Source organism: Bartonella sp. CL25QHWL, assembly GCF_042195335.1.
In the GTDB taxonomy this organism is placed as follows: domain Bacteria; phylum Pseudomonadota; class Alphaproteobacteria; order Rhizobiales; family Rhizobiaceae; genus Bartonella.
In genome coordinates this window covers 277164-298293 of sequence record NZ_JBHIOE010000001.1, presented here as the reverse complement: position 1 = coordinate 298293, position 21130 = coordinate 277164, and the positions used below count along the sequence as shown (strand labels likewise).

Sequence of the window (21130 nt, the reverse complement as noted above, 5' to 3'; positions counted from 1 at the left end):
CAATACAAATATATTCTGTTTTACGTGGAAGACACATGGCTTCATTAAAAAACATCAGAAATAAAAGGATAAGCTTAATCTATCATTTAAAATGATATAACTGTAACTGCTTTTGAAATGCGTAAAATCGAATAAAAAATGACAGTAAAGATGGATGTTGATTTTTCCCTTTACAACTTCATATTCTCCTCCAACTAGGCTATTTACTGGTTTTAAGAGGTTACTCCCAAACAGATATATGCAATATACTCATTCCATATATAAAGAAAAAGGTTCCTAACAAGCACCACACCACCTGTATAAAAAGGCAATTCAGCATACTTTAAAATGCCACTTTTTCCATACAAACACTGTTACTATATGTAGTTTGATATAAGATTTTGTACTAAGTGAAAAGAGGTTGGACGAATTAGGAGTAGGTGGTAATTTTTTATTTTTATAGCTATTTTTTTTTACCATTAAATACGCATTTTGTTAAAATAGATTTTGACACTCTAAAATTGCAAAAAAGTATGAAAATCAGAAAAAATCGAAATTTTGTGGTAAAAATTAAAAAAGGCTTTGGTACAACACCTAAAGCGGAGCAAGACGACCAAGTTTTAAAAAGCCTAATTTTACCCACCCATTGTTAATGAGCAAGGAAAGAACGGGAGCGCCGTCCGCATTTTTAGGCAAAGCACCTAAAATAAAAAATAACGCTTGAAGATTATTGGTTTGCGCGGGAAATAAGCGCTGCAGAGTGTCAAGAAGCTTCATAGACTGAATAAGGACAAGTTCAAATTTTGCTGTCAAATATCCTTCATCATCAAAAGAAAAAGGTCCACTAATACGCACTGCACCACCTGTATGAAAAGTCAATTCACCTTGCTTTAAAAGTCCACTTTTTCCATACAATCGCTGTTGCCAATTTTTTTCTTCATGTTCAAACAGAAGAGAGGCATCATTTAAAATCCATCTCAAATTGCCATCAATTTTAGGAATATCAACAAAAGAAGATTTTAAAAAGGGAGAAGCATCAAAACCGTCAAAAGTTATATGTCCCGATAAATCATTCTTTTCATGTTTAAGATCAAGTCGAAAAAATTCTGCCGTTATTTTTGGGGAAGCTTCTTTTGGCTCTAACGGCTGAATAATCACGTTATGCGTATTTTGCAAAGATGCCTGATCTTCAATATTTTCTTGTGTCGTTTTTTTATCTGTCGTTTGTGCTCTTAATGCTTCTTGAAGCTTTTGATCTTCAGGGGAAGAGGAAAAAGGTGAAATCTCAAGCCCTTCAGCTATAAACTTCAATGTCTTACCCGTTTTCCAATAAGGTTCTGTTTCAATCATCAAATTGCGCCAACTGGATACTATGGAAGTTTTTCCAGAAAAAACAATTAATGCAGGGGAATGAACATTAAACTCGACCAAATGAGGTGCATAAATTGGTGCACCAGCTATCAAACGCCCCGTCGATAAAGAAACCCCATGTAAAGGCCAAGAAAATTGAAACTTGTCACAAACAACACCGACACGTAAAGGATAACCATCCTTGTGCACATTCTCACATACCGCCACCATATTATGGGAAGATATTTTTGTGAATATATCAGAAACATAGTCTTCTATTTTACGTGAAAAAAAAACCAGAGCGCGCTATAAATAAATACCAAAGCAAGACAAAAGAGCCCACAAATTAAATAACTCAAAGAAAAACTTTTTTGTGATGATGGTATTTGAAAGGATTTAGACAATATTCAAACTTTCTTTATCTCTTAACTTCCTCCCCACCCTAAAAAGGATAAAGATTCCCAACCACGGTCAGTTTATACACAATCCAACTTCTTAATCGACCGGATTTTATCTACTGGTCACTTCAAGAAGTCCCTATACATCGTTCTAAAGTACAGTATCTCATAAGCTCAACAAACAAGATTTTCTTAAAAAACCCTTTACACCCTTTAACAAAAAACACCTCATGTGTAAAGTTTTACATAGATTTTCTACCTCTGCCTTAAACCATACTGTTTTACAGCACAAAAAAATGATAATGAATAGTGTTTCTTAACGATAAAACCATTGAGCACCCCCATCTTTACGCTTATTGAGGAGCAAAGCCAGCACCATCATTATATTTGGCTACCCCCACAATTTTGCGATAGCCCTTGGCACTTAAGACAGTTCATAAGAAGCATTTTTAGTCTTTTCTTATACAGTTTTTGCCCACACGCCAGCCCTACTTGTGACAGCAAGCAAGAGGTTTTTATTGAGTCAACATACACAGGTTTGGAATGAGAAAACCTTACGATATTCGGGGTTCTCATTCAATATGCAAAACAGTAAATTATTTATATAAATCAATGCGTTGTCAATAATCACACAAGTACGGGCGGTGTACAAAAAATCTGGTGTAATGCGCTTTCAAACCATTGGCTCAAAGCTCGATCATAGATTAAACGACCTTTCAAATGTGCACAAGCAGGTTGAGCACCTTTTTCAGTCAATTTATGTGCCGAACGCACGACCAAACGCCGCATCATAGCGCGTGTAAACTCAGCATGAAACTGCAAGCCCCATGCATTGTTTCCATAACGAAAAGCTTGTGTAGGATATGTATTCCCTGTTGCCAAAAGCATTGCCTCTTTCGGTAAATCATAAATACCTTCATCATGGAAATGGTAGACCATTTCTGGCCAATTCATCAATTCCTTCCCTTGTGGGGTTGCTTCTAGTGGATACCAGCCGACTTCAACAGTCCCATCACTTCTTGTACCAACGCGCCCCCCTAGATTTCGCGCTAACATTTGTGCTCCAAGACAAATACCCAAAAAAGGCTTATTTTCCTTTAGTGATAACGAAATCCAATCAATTTCCTCACCAATATAAGCTTCGCTGTCATTCACACTCATCGGCCCCCCTAAAATAACAACACCGGCATAATGCTCTAATGTATCAGGGAGTTTTTGTCCAAAAATAGGACGATAAATATCAAGAACAAAACCTTTTTGTTGTAAAAATTTTCCCAAACGACCAGTATAGGTAGACCGCCGATGAATAACGACAGCAATCCTTGGTTTGTTATTTTTTTGTTTTTTATCAAGACATCTCTGATTTAAAAACATTTTTTAACCAATCACCTCTGCTACCAAGCAAAACTTTATTTTTAAAGCATAAGAGAATAATTTTATTGGAAAAGACTAACGATATTTTTTCTTCTAGGTCAATTGTTTCTTCTGAGAAAACATTCGTATTATCACATTGGTGCAATTTAAAATAAACGAAACTTTTTCCTCGATAAAGATGTGTCTTCTTCTGTTTTAACCCCTGGATCATCAACATTTAAATGAATTTGACTGAACATTTTTACATCTTGTTCTTTTATATCTTGTTTCTCCACCTGCGCATTATGCAAAAGAGAATTATCTATAGGTGTTAATTTTTCAAGCTTCTTATCTTCAACATCATCACTTTTTCCCATAACATACTCTTTGTCTTGCTTTTTCGGCACAATATTGTCCGCCTCTAATGTGAGAGAAGGCATACAGGGAGGCGCCTTCCATTCAAAACAGCCCAAACGTCCACTGATTGGAGAAACCGCTGACCAAGAAGAAAAAATGGACCCATCACACATCCATACTGGATCACGTTCAGCACGAAGTGCTAAAGAAAGCCATTGACGCACAGCACCTTGATTGTTTCCCTGTGCCTCTTCAATATCTGCCAACAATAAATAAACACTTTCCCGTGGATGACATTGTAATGCTTTTTGTGCCTTCTCTCTTGCTAATGCTGTTTCACCAGCATCCAAAGCTGCTTTAGCAATAAGGAAAGCCGACTCAAATGCATCTTTATTATAAGAAGCAAGTGTCTTAGCCCTTTTCAATCGCCCAATGGCTCCTTCTTCTCTTTCAAGATAAAGCGTCCCCAAATCAGGATGAGGATTCTTTTGCCAAGCCGCTATAATCATTTTATCCGCTTTACGCGTTTCATTTAACTTATAAAGAATATCAGCAGCAATAACTATTATTGGAACAAAATCAGGCGCCAATTTATGGGCTTTCAAAATAGCTTCACGTGCTTGTACAGGATGTGTATCAAACAAAGAAAGTGCCTGCCCACTTAGTAGTAAAACCTGTATATGCTGCCGCTCTGGAGTCGCGCGAGCAGAACGCGGGAGAGCTTTTTGCGTTCTTTCAAAAACAGTAAGTGCCTTATCCCATTTACCTTCAGCACTTAACCGATCAAGCACCGCCTTATGCGCCCATAAAAGTGCTGGCGATAAGGTCAGTGCCTCTTCGGCATATTGTTGCGCTGCCTCATAAGCTTTACTCTTCATTGCTTCACGAAACAAACCATAAAGTCCAACCAGTTTTGTCGGATCTTCCTTTCTCATCTCCTCATAAAGACCGATGGCGCGAACAGAGTCATTTTGTAAAGACAAGGTTTGCGCCTGTAAGAGTTTTACCAATGGCTCTTGTTTTCCTGCAAGATATTTAGCAACCCGTGCTTCCATTTTTTGCGCAACCATACTATCACCAGCAAAAGTTGCAAGAATCCCCTTTGAAAGAGCTTCGTAACCACGCTTTTGGTGGCGTTTATAAAAATAATTGGAAAGAGCACTCGGTATGGAAAAAAAGAAAGATAATAACCACCATAAAAGCACCAGCGTTATAAAAAACAAAATAAGCACACTTAACACTGTAAGAAATGAAGCAGAAAATCTGAAATGCAAAAATGTGAGAACAAAAATACCATTGTGATTAGCAACCCACGTGAAAGCTAAACCGAGGATACAAACAACAAAAATATAAATAAAAACACGTATCATCTTGGGCCTATTTACATCTTTGTTGCTTTAAAAGATCCTTGTTGCACAGACAATAACAATTGCTGCAACAACTGTTGAATAGCAATATGTCTTTCAAGCTGCTTAACAAAATCCATTGAAACATCTTTTGCACTTTGAGGCAATGATTGCCATTCGCTCAAAGCCTTTTCGTAATCACCAGCTTGAATGGCAACTTCCATGCGTGCCGCAATAGCCTCCAGCGTTGTCCCTTCAACATTTCCAATCGGTCGCGAAACAATGAGCCCTTTTATCCACGCTAAAATTCGGTCAAAAAAACCAGCATCTGACGCAACAAGATTTTGCGTACCAACAATTGCATCGGCAACATGAGCAAAATCAACTGAAAGTTGTGCTGAACTTGGAAGACCCACAGTAGCTGTTTTTTGCAACACATCAAGTCCATTAATCGAAGGCGATAATTGCTGTAACAGCTTTAGTTCATTATTATAAGATCCACCACGCTCTACAGCATTTTTTAATGAACTAATTGCAGTAAAGAGCGCGGTATCTATTTCTTTTTTCTTACTATTTTTAACAGCAGTTTCTTCCTGTAGTGCTTCTAACTGTTGTTTTAACGCAGCAAGATCATTTGCATTGCTCTGCCCAACAGACAAAGCCGTCTCTATATCTTTCGACTTTCTAACAAAAGTTTGTACAATTTCTTCAAGAGCTTTTACTTTTTCCTCTAAAATCGCAAAAGCTTTTTTGCTTTCTTCTTTCGATAGTTCATCATTTTTCGTTGTTTTAAACTGTTGTGATGAAAAAGAAGACAGCTCTGTTTTTAACGCATCGATTTCTTGAAAGACCCGCCTCAATTGTTCCTTTGTGTCTTCACCTTGACTTTTTGCGGCTTCAGCAATCTGCAAAGCTTTTTCTCCTCCAGCAGAATTTTCCACAAAAGGAGAAGGAAAAAAACCAGCCCATTGAAGCCCCATAAAAATTCCCAAAGCAATGAATCCTCCCAAAATCCCAGAAAGGGACAAGAAAAGCCAAGTTGTACTAGAGGTACTTTTATCCTGACCTTGCATATTCTGTTTTTCTCGCGCATGAGCTTCTACAGAATTGTGGATTTTTCCCTCTGAATCATGGGGAACAGCTTCATGTTCAATAACTGGTTTCTTACGGCGCGTACCAGCATAATGTGGTTTAACTTTTGGTTTTGAAGAATCGACCATCTCTGTCACTTTTCGTGCACACTTTTTTTAATGATAAAATAATAAAATGAAAAAAGTTTTAAAAACGCAGCTTTTCTCAATAATATTTACAAGTATCGCCTTTAATAGACAAGTTTTTAAAAAAACATTTGCATTTTATACTCGAAAATACAGCTTTATTTTTTAATCAACGATATCATAAAATTCAAAGAAATAGAAAAAACAATTCTAAGAGAAATACTTTCCATCTTTTTCTGTTCATGGTACGCACGCAAGAAAGAAGCTTCAATATAAGGTTTTGTTTAAAATGCGTCTGCTGGGAATAGAAACAAGTTGTGATGAAACGGCAGCGGCTGTCATTGAATATAACAATGAATCAAACAGCCGAATTCTTTCCAATGTTGTTTGGAGTCAAATTGATCACCATGCACCTTACGGCGGTGTTGTTCCTGAAATTGCTGCTCGAGCCCATGTTGAAGTTCTTGATCATTTAATTCTGCAAGCACTAACAGAAGCAAACACAAAATTAAAAGATATTGATGGCATTGCAGCCACCAGTGGTCCTGGTTTGATAGGAGGATTGTTAGTAGGCGTTATGAGCGCAAAAGCACTCTCTCTTGCCACTGGCAAGCCATTTATTGCGGTAAATCACTTAGAGGGACATGCTTTAACAGCTGTGTTAACGCACAACGTCAGCTTTCCTTATTTATTACTTTTAGTTTCAGGGGGTCATACACAAACAATCATTGTTCATGGAGTAGGTAACTACCAACGTTTAGGAACCACTATTGATGATGCATTAGGAGAAGCATTTGATAAAACAGCAAAACTTTTAGGTCTTCCTTATCCTGGTGGACCAGCACTTGAAAAAGCAGCTTTATTTGGTGATAAAAATCGCATCCCTCTTCCACGACCTTTAAAAGGTGAAAAACGGTTAGACTTTTCTTTTTCAGGACTCAAAACTGCTGTTCGACAAGCCGCAACAGCCATAGCTCCCCTTACAGAAAATGATATTGCTGACATTGCCGCAAGTTTTCAAGCCGCTGTGACCGATACAGTACATGATCGTATTCACCTAGCCCTACAACACTTTACCCACCAATATCCTCTCTCTCATGATCAAGAAAAGCGTTCTCCTGCTTTGGTTGTCGCAGGCGGTGTTGCCGCAAACCAAGCCATTCGCTCTACGTTGCAAGAACTTGCCCATCAACATGGTTTTGAATTTATAGCCCCTCCTCTTTCCTTGTGTACCGATAATGCTGCAATGATTGCTTTTGCCGGTGCACAAAAACTCGCACGAGGAGAAACAAGCTCTCTTGACATTGCACCCCGCTCACGCTGGCCATTAGATGAAAAAGCCGCGCCCTTGATCGGGATGGGACGCCGTGGAACAAAAGCATAATAAAATTGACGTCCCACACACACCTTAAAGAACGAAGATTTCTACTCAATCCGGTTTATAGATAGCCCGAATTCTCTATCGAGCAGATTCCAACCTGCTTCCCATTCACACAATTCACTTAACCCAAAGCTCGACACGTAAACCTAAATATTCACCACATATTCTGAAAACCTTCATGTTTCAAGAAACTGCCTTATATCATTACATTTCAAATGACGGTATTTTACAGCATAATAAGATCTACTCTCTCCCACGAAGCATAGATATGAATGCCATTCGTTGACCTCTTCATCTTTGACCATTCATTCGTTTCATTATCATTGTAATCTTAAAGCTTTTTAGAACCAATTTTCTTCATTTTTTCCCAAAAACTCTTATAGTGACCGCATTTCAAACCATAGCTGAAAAGATAAGAAAAGAGCAAAATACCTTTATACAACATGAAATATCAATGGAGCGCGTCTCTCTATTTTGAAACAAGAAAAAACAGATAATAGCCGTTCTTTACCCCATTTTAAAAATCATCGTTGATGGTATTACAAAGATACTTATAAAAATACATAACAGTCTATGAAAAAGGAGAACTCATGGCTTATTGGCTTTTTAAATCTGAACCCCATAAATGGTCATGGGAGATGCAAAAGAAAAAAGGAGTTAATGGCGAACAATGGGATGGTGTACGCAATTATCAAGCCCGTAATAATATGCGCGCTATGAAATATGGCGATAAAGGTTTTTTTTATCATTCAAATAAAGGTTTAGAAATTGTAGGAATTGTAGAAATATGTGCTGAAGCGCACCCTGATTCTACAAGCTCTGATCCACGCTGGGAATGTGTGGACATCCGTGCACTTTGTGACATGCCAACACCTGTTTCATTAAAACAAATTAAAGCCAATCCCAAACTAGCAAATATGGTGCTGGTCAAAGCCAGCCGCTTATCAGTGCAACCCGTAACAGAAGATGAATGGAAAGAAGTCTGTTTGATGGGCAACCTTAAGGAGGAAATGCTTTTATCTTAAAACAATAATTTTTTATTCATTAACTCATATAAAAAGATGCTTCATAGCGCAGAAGAATAAGCTCAACACATCCTTCTGTTGAGGTATTCTTATGCTAAATGCATAAATATGATATTTTTTATCCTGCACTCTTTCTCAATACAGTCTCCTTCCAAATTACACAAAAAGCCTCTTTATGATGCATCTTTTCGGCATTGCTAAAGGCAAAGCTTGCTCAACGATTATAATAAGCACCACCACGAACATAACACACAGCCCCCTTCACACACAAATGCAACAAAAAAACAAAACTGAACGTGGATAAAAACAATAAAAACGATCGTGAAGTTCTCCTAAACAGTGCATATGTGCTAGGTGTTGCACAATTCTCTTCACGCTTAAAAAACGCATCATATTGCGTGTTCATTGTTTTGCATGTTGGACGAGTGCGCCTCATGCCGCAGGATTCTCTCATTCCCAACCTGTTTATATTGAATCAATCAAAAGCTATTTGCTTGCACATTACAAGCGGAGAAAGTCCTGTATGGATAAAAACCGTGAAAGAAAGGACTAAAAATTCCTCCTATGAATCGTCTCAAGTGCCAAGGACTATCCGCAACACCCACGAGCTGGCAAAGTGAATGATAGTGCTAGCTTGTTTCTCCATAAAGCGTAAAGATGATGACACTCAATAGCTAAAACACGTTCTAGAACATAAAAAACGCTTCCAACCAATACGTAAAATACTCTGCAGACGGAATACCTTCTTTTCAGCAAGCAACCATTAGAAATTATAAAAGTTTATTTTTTAGAAACGCTCTTTTTTAATTTTTCTCTTTTAATTTTTCTTGCATGAAATCTCATTTTTCATGAAACTATACCAATCAGTGCATCAACATGCCTATAAGGAACAACATGAACCACTATACTCTTTTAATCGTTGAAGATGATGATCTACGCCCCATTTTAGTAGAACAATTGCAAATGCATCAAGAGTTTAAAATTTTCCAAGCAAAAACAGCAGAAGCGGGAATGAAAATAATCCAAGAAGAAAATATTGATCTCACTATTTTGGGACTTCAACTTCCTGATCTTGATGGTTGCAAAGCAGTTAAACAATTACGCTCCCAAGGATTTCGTGCCCCCATTATCATGATAACGAATTATGATACAGACTGCGATAATATTTTAGATCTTGAAACAGGCGCCAATGATTATGTGACAAAACCCTTTCGCTTTGCGGTGTTATTAGCGAGAATTCGAGCACAGTTGCGCCAATATGAACAAAATGAAGACGCAACCTTTCATATTGGTCCCTATACTTTTAAACTAAGACAAAAACTTCTTCTTGATCAATGCAACAATAAAATCTGTCTCACAGAAAAAGAAGCAGCGATCCTTAAATGTCTCTATTATGCCAATGATAAAATTGTCAGCCGTGAAACATTGTTAGAACAAGTTTGGGGATATAATGAAAATATTGTCACCCATACTTTAGAAACCCACATCTATCGTTTGCGACAAAAAATCGAAAACGATCCCTCCAATGCACAAATTCTCATGACAGATCAAAATGGTTACCGTTTAAATCTTTAATTCGAGATTTACTGTTTCAAAAATAATTTTAATATCCTAAATGAAAACAGAAACGAGATGAAAAAAACTTCGCGTATAATTCAAATGCTATTACATAAAACTTACTCTTATCTGTACTCTTATAACAAAATATATAACATTATGAATAAAAAACGAAATATTCAACATGAGAACCAGAAACAAAAATGCTTTCAAACCTCACGATATACTTTGTAACTTCTGTTTCACATGCTTTTGTTCTTTCTAAAATTTTTAATATGTTCCGCATATAAATAATCGTGATATCTTTTAGCAACATTCTTGATCATAACTATCATCTTTAGATGAGTGCTATTTATGATTATTTTTTTCAGAAAAACCGCTCCACGCAATGCTTTATCTCATATTCACTAGCCTAAATTGAGAGATGTTTTTTATCTTTATAGTTTTCCTCCATTCTTTATGATTTTATCTCCTCTTAAGAGGTTGTATAATTAATGATATAACGCTAAATGTTTATCCTAACGATAAAGCCACTGAGCACCACCATCTTTACCCTTATAAAAGAACAAGCCGGCACCATCACACACTTTGTTAGATTTCAATGTTGCAGAGGAGCCCTTGACACTTGAGAGATGGTTCATAAGAAGCATTTTAATCCTTCCTTGTACAGTTTTTAACCACCATGAACCATATTATGCAAGATCCCTTGGACTCTGCTATTTTTATGCTTACGAAGATACCAGCATTTTTTCTCTTAAAATGTTTCCACTATTCATGAAATATGGTTCAGTATATAGATACTTGAGATTTTTTATTCACATGCCAATTCCACATATAATGTACAAAAGAATATTTTTTAATTGTAAATGCAAAAAATTGAAATAAGAGAATCCTTCTATATTTGCGGTTCTTATGCCAAAGGCAAAATGATTAATTATCTTTATAAATTAAAATATTTCGCACTTGTGGTGATAACGCAGGAATAAAAATACGTCGCGACTGACGACGCTGTACGAGCAAACCCTGATAAACACGTTTTTGTGCCTGACACATTAAGAGTCCACCAAAATAAGGCAAAAGATAGCGTGCAAATGGCTCATAAAAAAATGAGAACAACCGCGAAACATAACCCGTAGAGGGCATATAATGTACAATTTCTTGTATTGGCCCAGAAACAAAATTTGTTTTTTCGAACAAACGAGTAATTTGTTGCCGACTATAGGGTTCGCCATAACCAAAGGGCGTAGTAATATTGCGCGCCCAAAAGCCAGAGCGATTAGGTACAATAACGATCAAGTGGCCATTGGGTGCTAAAACACGCCATATTTCATTCAACGTTTCAAACGAATTTTCTGTATATTCTAATGCATGTACCAATAAAATACAGTCAACTGACGCATCAGGAAGTGGCAAATCTTCTTCAAAAACAAGCGCTGTAGCAACTTGCTCAGCACAAGGCCAAGGCGAAGCACCCTGAGAAGCTGGCATAAAAGCAAAACATTGTTGGGCACGTTCACGCAATGTAGAAAGATAAGGAAGCGCATAACCCAACCCCATAATCCGTTTATCCGTAAGATCAGGCCACCATAAATTCAATTGGTCACACAGCGTCTTTTGCACACGCAGCCCAAGTGCAGAAGCATAAAAATCTTTCAGCGTAACGATATCCAACTCAACATACCATGTAGAAACAAATTTCAAACATTACAGATTTTCATATACCAAACTTATATGGACTTCTGCTCTTTTTCCGCAATAGCGAACATTTTAATATTTCATATTTTAAACTTAAATGATCAAAAAATCAGTACAGCAGGATAATTATTGCCTTACAAGCACTTTAATCATTTTTTGGGAGATGAACTCCATAGAGGTTCTTCATACACTGTTTTTGACATCAATTAAGAAAAAAGCCAACATTGGTTAATTAAAATGAAGCAATCTTTCAAGATAGTTTTTTTCTTCTTCTGAAAGATGCTCTTTACCAAGACGTTTGCGAATTTCATCCAAAATCTGCCGCGTACGCATTTGATCACTTTCTTGTGGTAGTGCCTCACCTTCTTGTTCTTCATCTGTTTTTGAAGAAAGTGGACGTCCTAACGGATCTTTAGGACCAGAATCAGCATTTTGATCATCTCTCGTTTCTTTGAGTGTTTCGCGCATTTTTTTCAAAACATTTTGTGCACCTTGCCTCAAAGATTCCAAAGCATCAGACTGATTTTGTATAGATACCTGATGATTTCCATTATCAAGAGCATTTTCCGCAGAATTCATTTTTTCTTCTGCCCTTTTCAACGCGCCCCCTGTTTCAAATCCTTGTTCTGATAATTCTTTTTCTAATGTTGATAATTCAGACTGCAATTCAGCTTGACGTTTTTTTAAAGATTTTTTTTGTGTTTCTGGCACATCTTCTCCGCGTTTTTGTTCCATCTCTAACTGATGTGTTTCATTGAGAATTTCTTGCTGACGACGCATTAAATCTCCAAGCTGGTCCATCTTTTCTTTCATTTGTGCAGATTGGCTTTTTTCTCCCTCATTTTGATTGCCTTTTTGCACATGCAAATGATCAAGCGTCTGTTCAACTTCCGCCAAGAGTTGTTCAGCTGCTAAAGAAGAGCCCGTTTTAGCCATTTCCTCAATTAAATTTAGCTTTTCTTGTAATGTAGATTCAGAAAGATTAGGACTTTTTGAGCTTTTAGAATTTTTAGAAACTTGACTATCCGGTGCTTTTTCAGCCAAAGCACGAATATACTCATCCATAGCTTGACGTAAATCTGCCATAAGCCGTTCAATTTCTGCCGCTGAAGCACCATAACGCAGTGCATCACGTAAAGCAGCTTGTGCTTGTTTTAACTTTTTTTGCACGGATTCAAGCTGATTATCTTCAATACCCAAAGCAATTTGCCATAAATAATCCACCACATCGCGCAAATCCTCGTCTGTTTGTGCTAAAGAAAGTCTTGTCCACGCACTTTGTAGAACAATAAAATGCGATGCATTTTGCAACCCCTTTTCTGGACGCACAAGCAAAGCAGAAAGCATATCCAATACACGCTCTTTCACAGAAGCATCAAGCGCTAATAGACGACGCAATTCAACCACTGCGCGTGCAACAGGATTCGAAAAAACACGCTGTGGTAATATCATAACAAAAGTTTTGCTACGCCCTTTCTGCCCCGCACCATCTTCTGCCACCAAAGTAATTTTGACTTGCGAACCTGCCCATGGATGCGCTGATATATCCTGCACCATTCGCATTTTCCCCTTTCCACCACGCGGAAGAAGAAGCTCTATTTCCGGAGCATTATAAAGAGAAGAAGCACTTTTATTCTGAGGAAGAAAAGGCTCTATTTCAACAAAAGCCTTTGTCACACCATAATCATCATCCACCACATATCGTAATTCCAACGATCCCGTTAAAATCCTCCCTGGTTTTTCTAACCAATGAATTGTCGGAAGCGTGTCCTTAATTATCTGCAAATGCCACTGCTGTTTTTTACGACGTGATGATACAAATAAATTTATTGAATGCTTTAAATGTGTTTCAAAATGAACGATTGGATCATTCAAAGCTGTTTGTTCCGTTTTCTCTAAAAACGAAACTTCCCTCCCATCTTCTACAGACTTTGCTTTTACTGTAATACCAGCTCCATTGACAACACGCACAACAACATTACTCCCTTCAGGGATTTCTAGTTGTGTTTTCTCATCTTTTGTCAAATAAATCGGTGCCACACCGGTATAAGCTGGGGGTGTTACCCAAGCATCAATCCGCATGAGTTTTTCATCAACGACAGGACGAAAATCAAAGGCATCAGCCAAACGCCCCCCTTGTGAACCAAAAGAAAAACTAAAAGCGCACACAAAAAGAAGAGCACACAAAGCCCTCAAAGCCAAAGGATCATAATCCGCACTATTAAGAGAGATAAATCCAGTTTTTAAATGGTATAATTGCTTTACCATTCGGCGTTGATGTTCACGCCAAATAACAGCACTAAAATCTTCATCATTTTCAGAACATAAACGATCTGTCTGAATATTCAAAGGCTGGTGTCTAAGATCATTGACGCGTTCAAGGCGGCAATTTACTTCCCGCATTGTGGGAAACCGAAAACGAATAAGAAAAAACAAACTTGCCCCAGCACAAACAAGTATAACCCCAAGTAAGAGCAAATGTGACCAATAGCCCAAAATGCCAAAAAGTCCCAACCAGCTAAACGAACAAAAGAGACTAAGAACGAGGAAAAATGGCAACAACCGTACCCACATCCGTTCAAATGAAAGGATCCCCCACATCAAAATGCGCACACACAAAAGCTTCATTGCAAAACCTTTGATGTTTTTATTTTTCATAAACAAGCATTTATCCCCTTTTATCGTGGTGCATTAAGATCATAAACCCCATACAAAACAATTTCTAGAAAATAAATTGTTTCATCAAAGTTTAGTAAAAATAAGACCCAAAATATTTAATAATGCTCAATCTAATTTGGGCTCAATCCAATCTGGAATATGATCACAGCCTATCAATTGTTCATAATCAAGGCGTGGACGAATGACTGCATAACGTGTATCCTGAACCAAAACTTCCGGCACCAAAAGTCGACTATTATAAGTGCTTGCCATCACTGCGCCATAAGCCCCTGCTCCTGTTAACATCAAAACATCACCCGCTTTCAACACTGGTAAAGAACGTTCCAAGCCTAAATAATCACCAGTTTCACAAATAGGACCAACAATATCAGCATTAATCAGAGGGGCATCTACTGGTGTTTTTTTCACTGGCATTACATTTTGCCACGCATCATAAAGCGTTGGACGCATGAAATCATTCATCGCCGCATCAACAATAACAAAATTTCGTCCTTCCCCCTTTTTTAAATACACAACCGATGTCACCAACACACCAGCCTCACCAACAATACTACGCCCAGGTTCTAAGATAATATTGATCCCTAAAGGCGCAATATGTTTCTTTACCAGTGCTGCATACTCAAAAGGAGAAGGTACTGGATGCTGCTCATAACCATAAGAAATACCAAGCCCGCCCCCAATATCGATATGGGTTATCGCATAACCATTATTCCATAATTGACGCACAAAATCTGCAACAATAACAAATGCATCTTCAAACGGTTTTAAATCACAAATTTGACTGCCAATATGGAGATCAACACCACACACATGAAGACCGGGCAATTGGGCTGCTTTTTTATATGCATCACCCGCCAAAGACAGTGGAATACCAAATTTATTCTCAGACTTACCTGTTGTAATTTTCTTGTGAGTCTTAGCATCCACATCAGGATTAATACGTAAAGAAATACGAGCCGTTTTTGAAAGCGCAGCAGCCCGCGCCGATAATTGTTCAAGTTCTGGCTCTGATTCAACGTTAAAACAATAAATATCTTGTGCAAGAGCAAAATCTATTTCTTTCACTGTTTTACCAACACCAGAATAAACAATATTCTGCGCAGGAATACCAACAGCAAGTGCACGCCGTAATTCCCCTTCTGAGACCACATCAGCTCCCGCTCCATTGTTAGCTAAAAGTTGTAAAACCGCTTGATTGGAATTCGCTTTAACCGCATAAGCAATTAAACTCGGCATATCATGAAATGCATTCTGATAATCTTTAAAATGTGCAACGATTGCGCTAGCTGAATAACAATAAAAAGGTGTTTCAACTTTCCGCGCAAGTTCCAAAAGCGAAAGACCTTCAGCGTGGAGCACACCCTGATGATAAGAAAAAAAACGCATAAAAATCCCTATTGTATCAACCTATCAAGAATAAAAGGTTTATCTGTTTTGCCTTGAGGAACAAAAGTTCCTTGTGAAGAATTCACTCCTGTTGAAGGAGGTAACTCTAATGACCCTTTACGCCCACACCCAACGATACCCAAGCCCCCAAAAAGGACAATCATCACCCCCTTTAATATAATTTTCATCTGTCCTCTTTCCTCATCTCGATCTCTTTTTTACCTTTAAAATACAATCACTCAAGCGCTCACGAGACGCTTTTTCCAATACGCAATTTGCCGAAAAACCTCTGAAGGCGCTGTTCCCCCAAAGCTTTTGCGACTTTCAACAGATTTTTCAACGGTCAAAACATCAAAAAGTGTCGCATTGATATCAGGACAAATTGCTTGAAGTTCATCTAATGATAAATCATGGAGGCGACACTGTTTTTTTTCTGCCAATGCCACAGCACACCCTGTGATGTGATGTGCTTCGCGAAAAGGAATCCCTGATTCGCGTACAAGCCAATCAGCAAAATCTGTAGCTGTTGCATACCCTAAATCCGCTGCTTGTTTCATGGCTTTTTTATTCACTTTCAAATCAGCAATCATCCCTGTCATTGCTGCTAGTGATAATTCCAAACTCAAAGCCCCATCAAACACATATTCTTTATCTTCTTGCATATCCTTTGAATAAGCAAGCGGTAATCCTTTCATCACCGTTAACAATCCCATAAGCGCACCATTCAATCGACCTGCTTTCGCTCGTACTAACTCTGCCGCATCAGGATTTCTCTTTTGTGGCATAATAGACGAACCCGTTGAAAAAGCATCTGATAAATGAATAAAACAAAACTGTTCACTTGACCAAAGAATTATTTCTTCTGCTAAACGTGAAAGATGTGTTGCACAAAGAGCGCCAGCGCTTAAAAATTCCAATGCAAAGTCACGATCTGAAACACTATCAATTGAATTGCGTGTAGGTTCGCGAAAGCCTAGCGCTTTTGCTGTCATAAAACGGTCAATTGGAAAGCCTGTCCCCGCTAAAGCAGCCGCTCCTAAAGGCGATTCATTCATTCGCTCAAGAGCATCACGCATCCGCGATAAATCTCGACCAAACATTTCAACATAAGCCATCATATAATGACCCAATGTTACGGGTTGAGCCAATTGTAAATGCGTAAAGCCTGGCATAAAGGTATCAACATGTTGTTCTGCGCGAATAAGTAATTGCTCTATCAATCCTTTTAAAGCTTGTGCTATCTTTTGCGTTGCTTCACGTACCCACAAGCGAAAATCAACAGCAACTTGATCATTGCGTGAACGCGCCGTATGCAAACGCCCAGCTACAGGACCTATCAATTCGCTCAGCCGCGCTTCAATATTCATATGAATATCTTCAAGCTTTCGTGAAAAAACAAATTTACCGTCTTCAATTTCTTGGCGAATAAGTTTCAAACCATGAACAATTTTTTCATAATCTGATTGTGAAATGATTTTCGTTTGCGCTAACATAGCTGCATGAGAAAGAGAACCTTCAATATCTTGTCGATAAAGTTTTTGATCAAAATCAATAGAAGCATTAATTTCTTCCATAATTGCAGCAGGGCCTGCCGCAAACCGACCACCCCACATTTGGTTCTTTAACTTCTCATCTGTCATATTCTGAAAACACCCATCCAAAGGACAAAATTATGATTTTTCAAATTTTCATCAGCAAAAAAAACAATAAAAAAAGGCAACTTTCCCTTGCATTCTTTATCATTGCATTGAGTTTATACGCAACCATAAACTACGATACCAAAAGAGAGTTTTTTCTTTTCAATTTCATTTCAGCAGCACAAGCACAAGAAATAAACATTAATAAAGCACGAGCAGAAAAAATGATGGCGATACGAAAAGCAGCAAAAGGCTTTTTTAGCCACATACGATTTGCTGATACGCCCTCAGATATGAATAAACTCTCTTTCAAGGATATTCTAGGAAAAGAGCACACACTCAGCGAATTTACTGGAAAACCAATGCTGGTCAATCTATGGGCTATTTGGTGTGCACCTTGCCGCACAGAAATGCCTGAACTTGCGCAATTAAAACGTGAATTAGGTGGAGAAAACTTTGATGTCATAGCTATTAATATCGATAAAACTGCTTCTCCTGAAAAAATTCAGCAATTTTTACAGAATATTCATTCAGATAATTTGCTTTACTATCGCGATGAAACAATGGATATTTTCAACAATGTTAGAAAACAGGGGCTCGCTTTAGGACTCCCCATTACATTGCTCATTGATAAAGAGGGATATCTCATTGCTTCTTTCAATGGTGCAGCTCCATGGGCCAATGACGATGCCAAAGCACTTATAAAAGCAGTCATTAAAGAAGCCCTATAACTTTAATAACCGCGTCTTTTTAAACGTTGTATAACAAGATCCAGTGCTGACAAAAAAGCAGAACGGTCTTTACGAGAAAAAGGACGGGGACCGCCTATTATACTGCCCTGTCCACGCAAATCTTCCATCAAATTGCGCATCGCCAAAGCCTGACCAATTGAATTTACATCAAAAATACGCCCCGTTGGCGAAAGACAAAAACCCCCAGCTTGCACAACCCGTGCTGCTAAAGGAATATCACTGGTAATAACGATACTTGCCTCATGCACATGTTCTACAATCCAATCATCAGCACCATTGAATTCACCAGCAACGACCACTCTTTCAATGAGTGCTTCATCTGGAAGGGACAAAGAACGATTTGCCACAACAAATGTCTTAAGCTGATAACGATTCATCACACGATAAACTTCATCTTTTACAGGACAAGCATCCGCATCAATCAACAAAGTGATAGCAGGCTTTATTGGGATATTCATACCTTGGCTTTCAAGCAATAATAAGCTCTTTCATTCATCTGAATGTTGCAAATCCTTGCGATAAAACATTATCGCCGCGTTTATTTCTCCTCCCAAAATAAAAATTGCACTCAATATGTAGAGAAAAATAATAGCAACCATAATAGATGCCAACCCTGCATAGGTAGAAATATAATCAAACATCGTTAAATATTGCGCAAAAGCGATAGAAGCCATAAACCATATAAACATTGTCACCACTATTCCTGGTAAAATATCTATAATTTTCCGCCGCCCTGCTGGAAGCCATTTATGAACAATCAAAAGACTGATAAACAAAATAACGATTGCAACTGTATAACGCCATACACGAATAACAGCAATATATTCAGTCATAAAAAAAGAATGATTTTGCATAATTTTGATCAACAAAGGCGCCAGAATCAATAAAAAGCTAATCACAACAAGACCAACAGCTCCAAGGATTACAAAAAACAGACTTTGAAAACGACAAAATAACAAACTCCGTCGATCAGTAACACGGTAAGCTTTATTTAAAGCCGTACGCAAAGCCTCTATCCCATTAGAAGCAAAATAAGCCGCTCCAATGACAGAAAGCGTCAACACACCTCCTCGATGAATGGTTAAAACATTGACAATTTCCTGAGATAAAGGCTCTGCAATAACATCAGGCAATAACTGCACCAGTGCTTTAATTTTTTGCGGTGTATAGGTAAAAGCCCCTAGAAAACGAGCAAACGATGTTCCAAAAATAAAAAAAGGGAAAAATGCTAAAAGCCCCGATAGCGCAACATGGCTTGCAAAAGCACTCCCATTATCACGCCAATAATGACTTACTGCGTCACCCAAAATACGATAGCTATACCAAAAGATATTTTTTAACAAAACTCAATACTTTCTGGTAAAACTCTTCCTCAGTCTATTTCAAGTTTTATAAAAATTATCAAAACTCTGCAAATAAACATTTTGCAATGTTGCAATATAAAGGTCAATAATCAATACGGTCAAGCCCGACTTTATACCAAAACAAAAACAATAACCCACTCTATGAAGTTCTACAACGACCTCATTTTTTTGTTACTTCTACAGATCAGTAACCTCTTCTGTACATCATATGCCCTATAGAGAGCTAAGCAAGATGATCGTGCACACATAAAACCTTTTGAAGTCATGATTATCTGTATCGGAGCAATCGCCCCTCCTTTTTATTGCAATCTATGACTGAATAAAGAAAAAACTTCTTATCGATTTCTAGAAAAAACCAACGAAATTCAACAAAACCCCCTTGCTTTTATTCACCCTTTTTTAGAAACACTCTGACGTCCAAAATCAGGAGCATCAATTTCCTGTCCAGCATCAATAATATTGCGACGTACAGCACGCGTACGTGTAAAAAAGTTAAACAGTGTCTCACCATCTCCTAAATGAATTGCCCGTTCTAAAAAAGCAAGCCCCTCACTAAAACGGCTCAACATTTCTAAAATAGCATCCTTATTATGCAAACAAATATCTCGCCACATAACGGGATCAGAAGATGCTAAACGCGTAAAATCACGAAAACCGGAAGCGGAATAAGCAATCACTTCCGAATTTGTTACTTTTTCTAAATCACTCGCTGTCCCAACAGTATTATACGCAATCAAATGGGGTAAATGTGAAACAATAGCCAAAACAAGATCATGATGCTTAGGTTCCATCTTTTCGACACGCGCACCACAAGCTTCCCAAAACGCTGTTAATTGTGCGACAGCAGCAGCATCGCTATCCGCAAAAGGCGTTAAAATACACCAACGATTCATAAATAAATCAGCAAAACCAGCATCCGGTCCTGAATATTCCGTTCCAGCAATTGGATGCCCTGGAATAAAATGAACCGTTTTTGGCAATAAAGGTGCCATTTCCGCAATAACCAACGCTTTCGTAGAACCAACATCACTCACAATCGCTCCAAGTTTTAAATGATCACGAATAGTTTTTGCCACTTCTGCACTAGCCCCAACAGGAACAGAAAGAATAACCAAATCTGCTCCTTCAACTGCTTTTGCATTATCTGTCGTATAAAAATCCCCAAGCTCCAATTCACGCGCTCTTTTCAGGGTTTCTGGACGACGTGTTGCAATAGAAATCTGAGCCGCAAGATTTTTCTTTTTAATCACTCTTGCTAAAGAAGACCCAATCAGACCGATCCCAATGAGTGCTATTTTTTCAAACTGAATATGGAGCATCTTTCACCTTCAAAGATTCTTTGCAAATGGCAATAAAGACAATTGTAAAATCACAATTTTCTTGTTTGTTTGTTCAAGAGTTATGCGTAAAACATTAAAAAATGACAACTAGGGAATAAAGAATAACGCAGTTTACCAATTACACCTGCGCAAGCTGACAACAGATCACTTTACCTAGAAAACACATAAAAAATAAATGACGAGAAATCTAACATCACGCTCTAAAACTCCCTCTTAATTACTGATCAAAGCGCATCACCGAAACAAAATAAAATGCACTCTCAATTAGGATAACAACGACTCTACATAAAATCCCATCAGTTTACTTTATCTTA

General features: G+C 37.9%; 17 protein-coding genes. 4 read left to right on the top strand and 13 right to left on the bottom strand.

Features of this window, described 5'->3' with window-relative positions; all coding sequences use genetic code 11:
• Nucleotides 1-573 precede the first annotated feature (573 nt).
• The 4 genes from ACFILY_RS01075 to ACFILY_RS01060 all read right to left on the bottom strand — a co-directional run bounded on the left by ACFILY_RS01075 (nt 574) and on the right by ACFILY_RS01060 (nt 6003).
• Nucleotides 574-1560, bottom strand: a complete 987-nt coding sequence (locus ACFILY_RS01075) for a DUF2125 domain-containing protein (RefSeq protein ID WP_375630692.1) — start codon at nt 1558-1560, stop codon at nt 574-576.
• 794 nt (nt 1561-2354) lie between these two features.
• A complete protein-coding gene (locus ACFILY_RS01070) occupies nt 2355-3101 on the bottom strand; it encodes a glutamine amidotransferase (protein ID WP_273790078.1) in 747 nt (248 codons plus the stop codon).
• Nucleotides 3102-3247: 146 nt separating this feature from the next.
• On the bottom strand, nt 3248-4807 hold the full coding sequence (locus tag ACFILY_RS01065; RefSeq protein ID WP_375637327.1) for a heme biosynthesis protein HemY: 1560 nt from the start codon (nt 4805-4807) through the stop codon (nt 3248-3250).
• A gap of 11 nt (nt 4808-4818) precedes the next feature.
• Entirely contained in the window at nt 4819-6003 is a 1185-nt protein-coding gene (locus tag ACFILY_RS01060; protein WP_375637325.1) for a COG4223 family protein, read from the bottom strand.
• A gap of 286 nt (nt 6004-6289) precedes the next feature.
• On the opposite strand from ACFILY_RS01060, the gene tsaD reads away from it, so the two are divergent.
• The 3 genes from tsaD to ACFILY_RS01045 all read left to right on the top strand — a co-directional run bounded on the left by tsaD (nt 6290) and on the right by ACFILY_RS01045 (nt 9981).
• Nucleotides 6290-7384 (top strand): tRNA (adenosine(37)-N6)-threonylcarbamoyltransferase complex transferase subunit TsaD, encoded by a 1095-nt coding sequence (gene tsaD, locus ACFILY_RS01055; RefSeq protein WP_375637323.1) that lies wholly within the window; start codon nt 6290-6292, stop codon nt 7382-7384.
• 587 nt (nt 7385-7971) lie between these two features.
• Nucleotides 7972-8406, top strand: a complete 435-nt coding sequence (locus tag ACFILY_RS01050; RefSeq protein ID WP_273790082.1) for an EVE domain-containing protein — start codon at nt 7972-7974, stop codon at nt 8404-8406.
• A gap of 894 nt (nt 8407-9300) precedes the next feature.
• The gene (locus ACFILY_RS01045; RefSeq protein ID WP_375630684.1) at nt 9301-9981 is read left to right on the top strand and encodes a response regulator transcription factor; all 681 of its coding nucleotides are present in this window, start codon (nt 9301-9303) and stop codon (nt 9979-9981) included.
• Nucleotides 9982-10481: 500 nt separating this feature from the next.
• On the opposite strand, the gene ACFILY_RS01040 is transcribed toward ACFILY_RS01045, so the two are convergent.
• The 6 genes from ACFILY_RS01040 to argH form a co-directional block, all read right to left on the bottom strand.
• Nucleotides 10482-10613: a DUF4102 domain-containing protein gene (locus ACFILY_RS01040; protein ID WP_375630682.1), complete on the bottom strand. Its 132-nt coding sequence runs from the start codon at nt 10611-10613 to the stop codon at nt 10482-10484.
• A 280-nt stretch (nt 10614-10893) separates the two neighbouring features.
• Nucleotides 10894-11664, bottom strand: coding sequence for a class I SAM-dependent methyltransferase (locus tag ACFILY_RS01035; RefSeq protein ID WP_273790085.1), 771 nt, complete (start codon nt 11662-11664; stop codon nt 10894-10896).
• A gap of 222 nt (nt 11665-11886) precedes the next feature.
• Nucleotides 11887-14316 carry a TIGR02302 family protein gene (locus ACFILY_RS01030; protein WP_375637321.1) on the bottom strand — a complete coding sequence of 810 codons (2430 nt, stop codon included), beginning with the start codon at nt 14314-14316 and terminating at the stop codon, nt 11887-11889.
• A gap of 126 nt (nt 14317-14442) precedes the next feature.
• The gene (lysA, locus tag ACFILY_RS01025; RefSeq protein WP_375630678.1) at nt 14443-15723 is read right to left on the bottom strand and encodes a diaminopimelate decarboxylase; all 1281 of its coding nucleotides are present in this window, start codon (nt 15721-15723) and stop codon (nt 14443-14445) included.
• Between the two features lie 8 nt (nt 15724-15731).
• A complete protein-coding gene (locus tag ACFILY_RS01020) occupies nt 15732-15911 on the bottom strand; it encodes an LPS translocon maturation chaperone LptM (RefSeq protein WP_375637319.1) in 180 nt (59 codons plus the stop codon).
• A 51-nt stretch (nt 15912-15962) separates the two neighbouring features.
• Complete coding sequence (gene argH, locus ACFILY_RS01015) at nt 15963-17363, bottom strand: argininosuccinate lyase (RefSeq protein WP_375637317.1); 1401 nt, start codon at nt 17361-17363, stop codon at nt 15963-15965.
• Between the two features lie 32 nt (nt 17364-17395).
• Between argH and ACFILY_RS01010 the strand changes: the two genes are divergently transcribed.
• Nucleotides 17396-18091, top strand: coding sequence for a TlpA disulfide reductase family protein (locus ACFILY_RS01010; protein WP_273790090.1), 696 nt, complete (start codon nt 17396-17398; stop codon nt 18089-18091).
• A gap of 2 nt (nt 18092-18093) precedes the next feature.
• On the opposite strand, the gene ACFILY_RS01005 is transcribed toward ACFILY_RS01010, so the two are convergent.
• The 3 genes from ACFILY_RS01005 to ACFILY_RS00995 form a co-directional block, all read right to left on the bottom strand.
• Nucleotides 18094-18570 (bottom strand): YaiI/YqxD family protein, encoded by a 477-nt coding sequence (locus ACFILY_RS01005; protein WP_273790302.1) that lies wholly within the window; start codon nt 18568-18570, stop codon nt 18094-18096.
• A gap of 30 nt (nt 18571-18600) precedes the next feature.
• Complete coding sequence (locus ACFILY_RS01000) at nt 18601-19455, bottom strand: YihY/virulence factor BrkB family protein (protein ID WP_273790091.1); 855 nt, start codon at nt 19453-19455, stop codon at nt 18601-18603.
• Nucleotides 19456-19865: 410 nt separating this feature from the next.
• On the bottom strand, nt 19866-20795 hold the full coding sequence (locus ACFILY_RS00995; protein ID WP_375618338.1) for a prephenate/arogenate dehydrogenase family protein: 930 nt from the start codon (nt 20793-20795) through the stop codon (nt 19866-19868).
• Between the last annotated feature and the right edge of the window lie 335 nt (nt 20796-21130).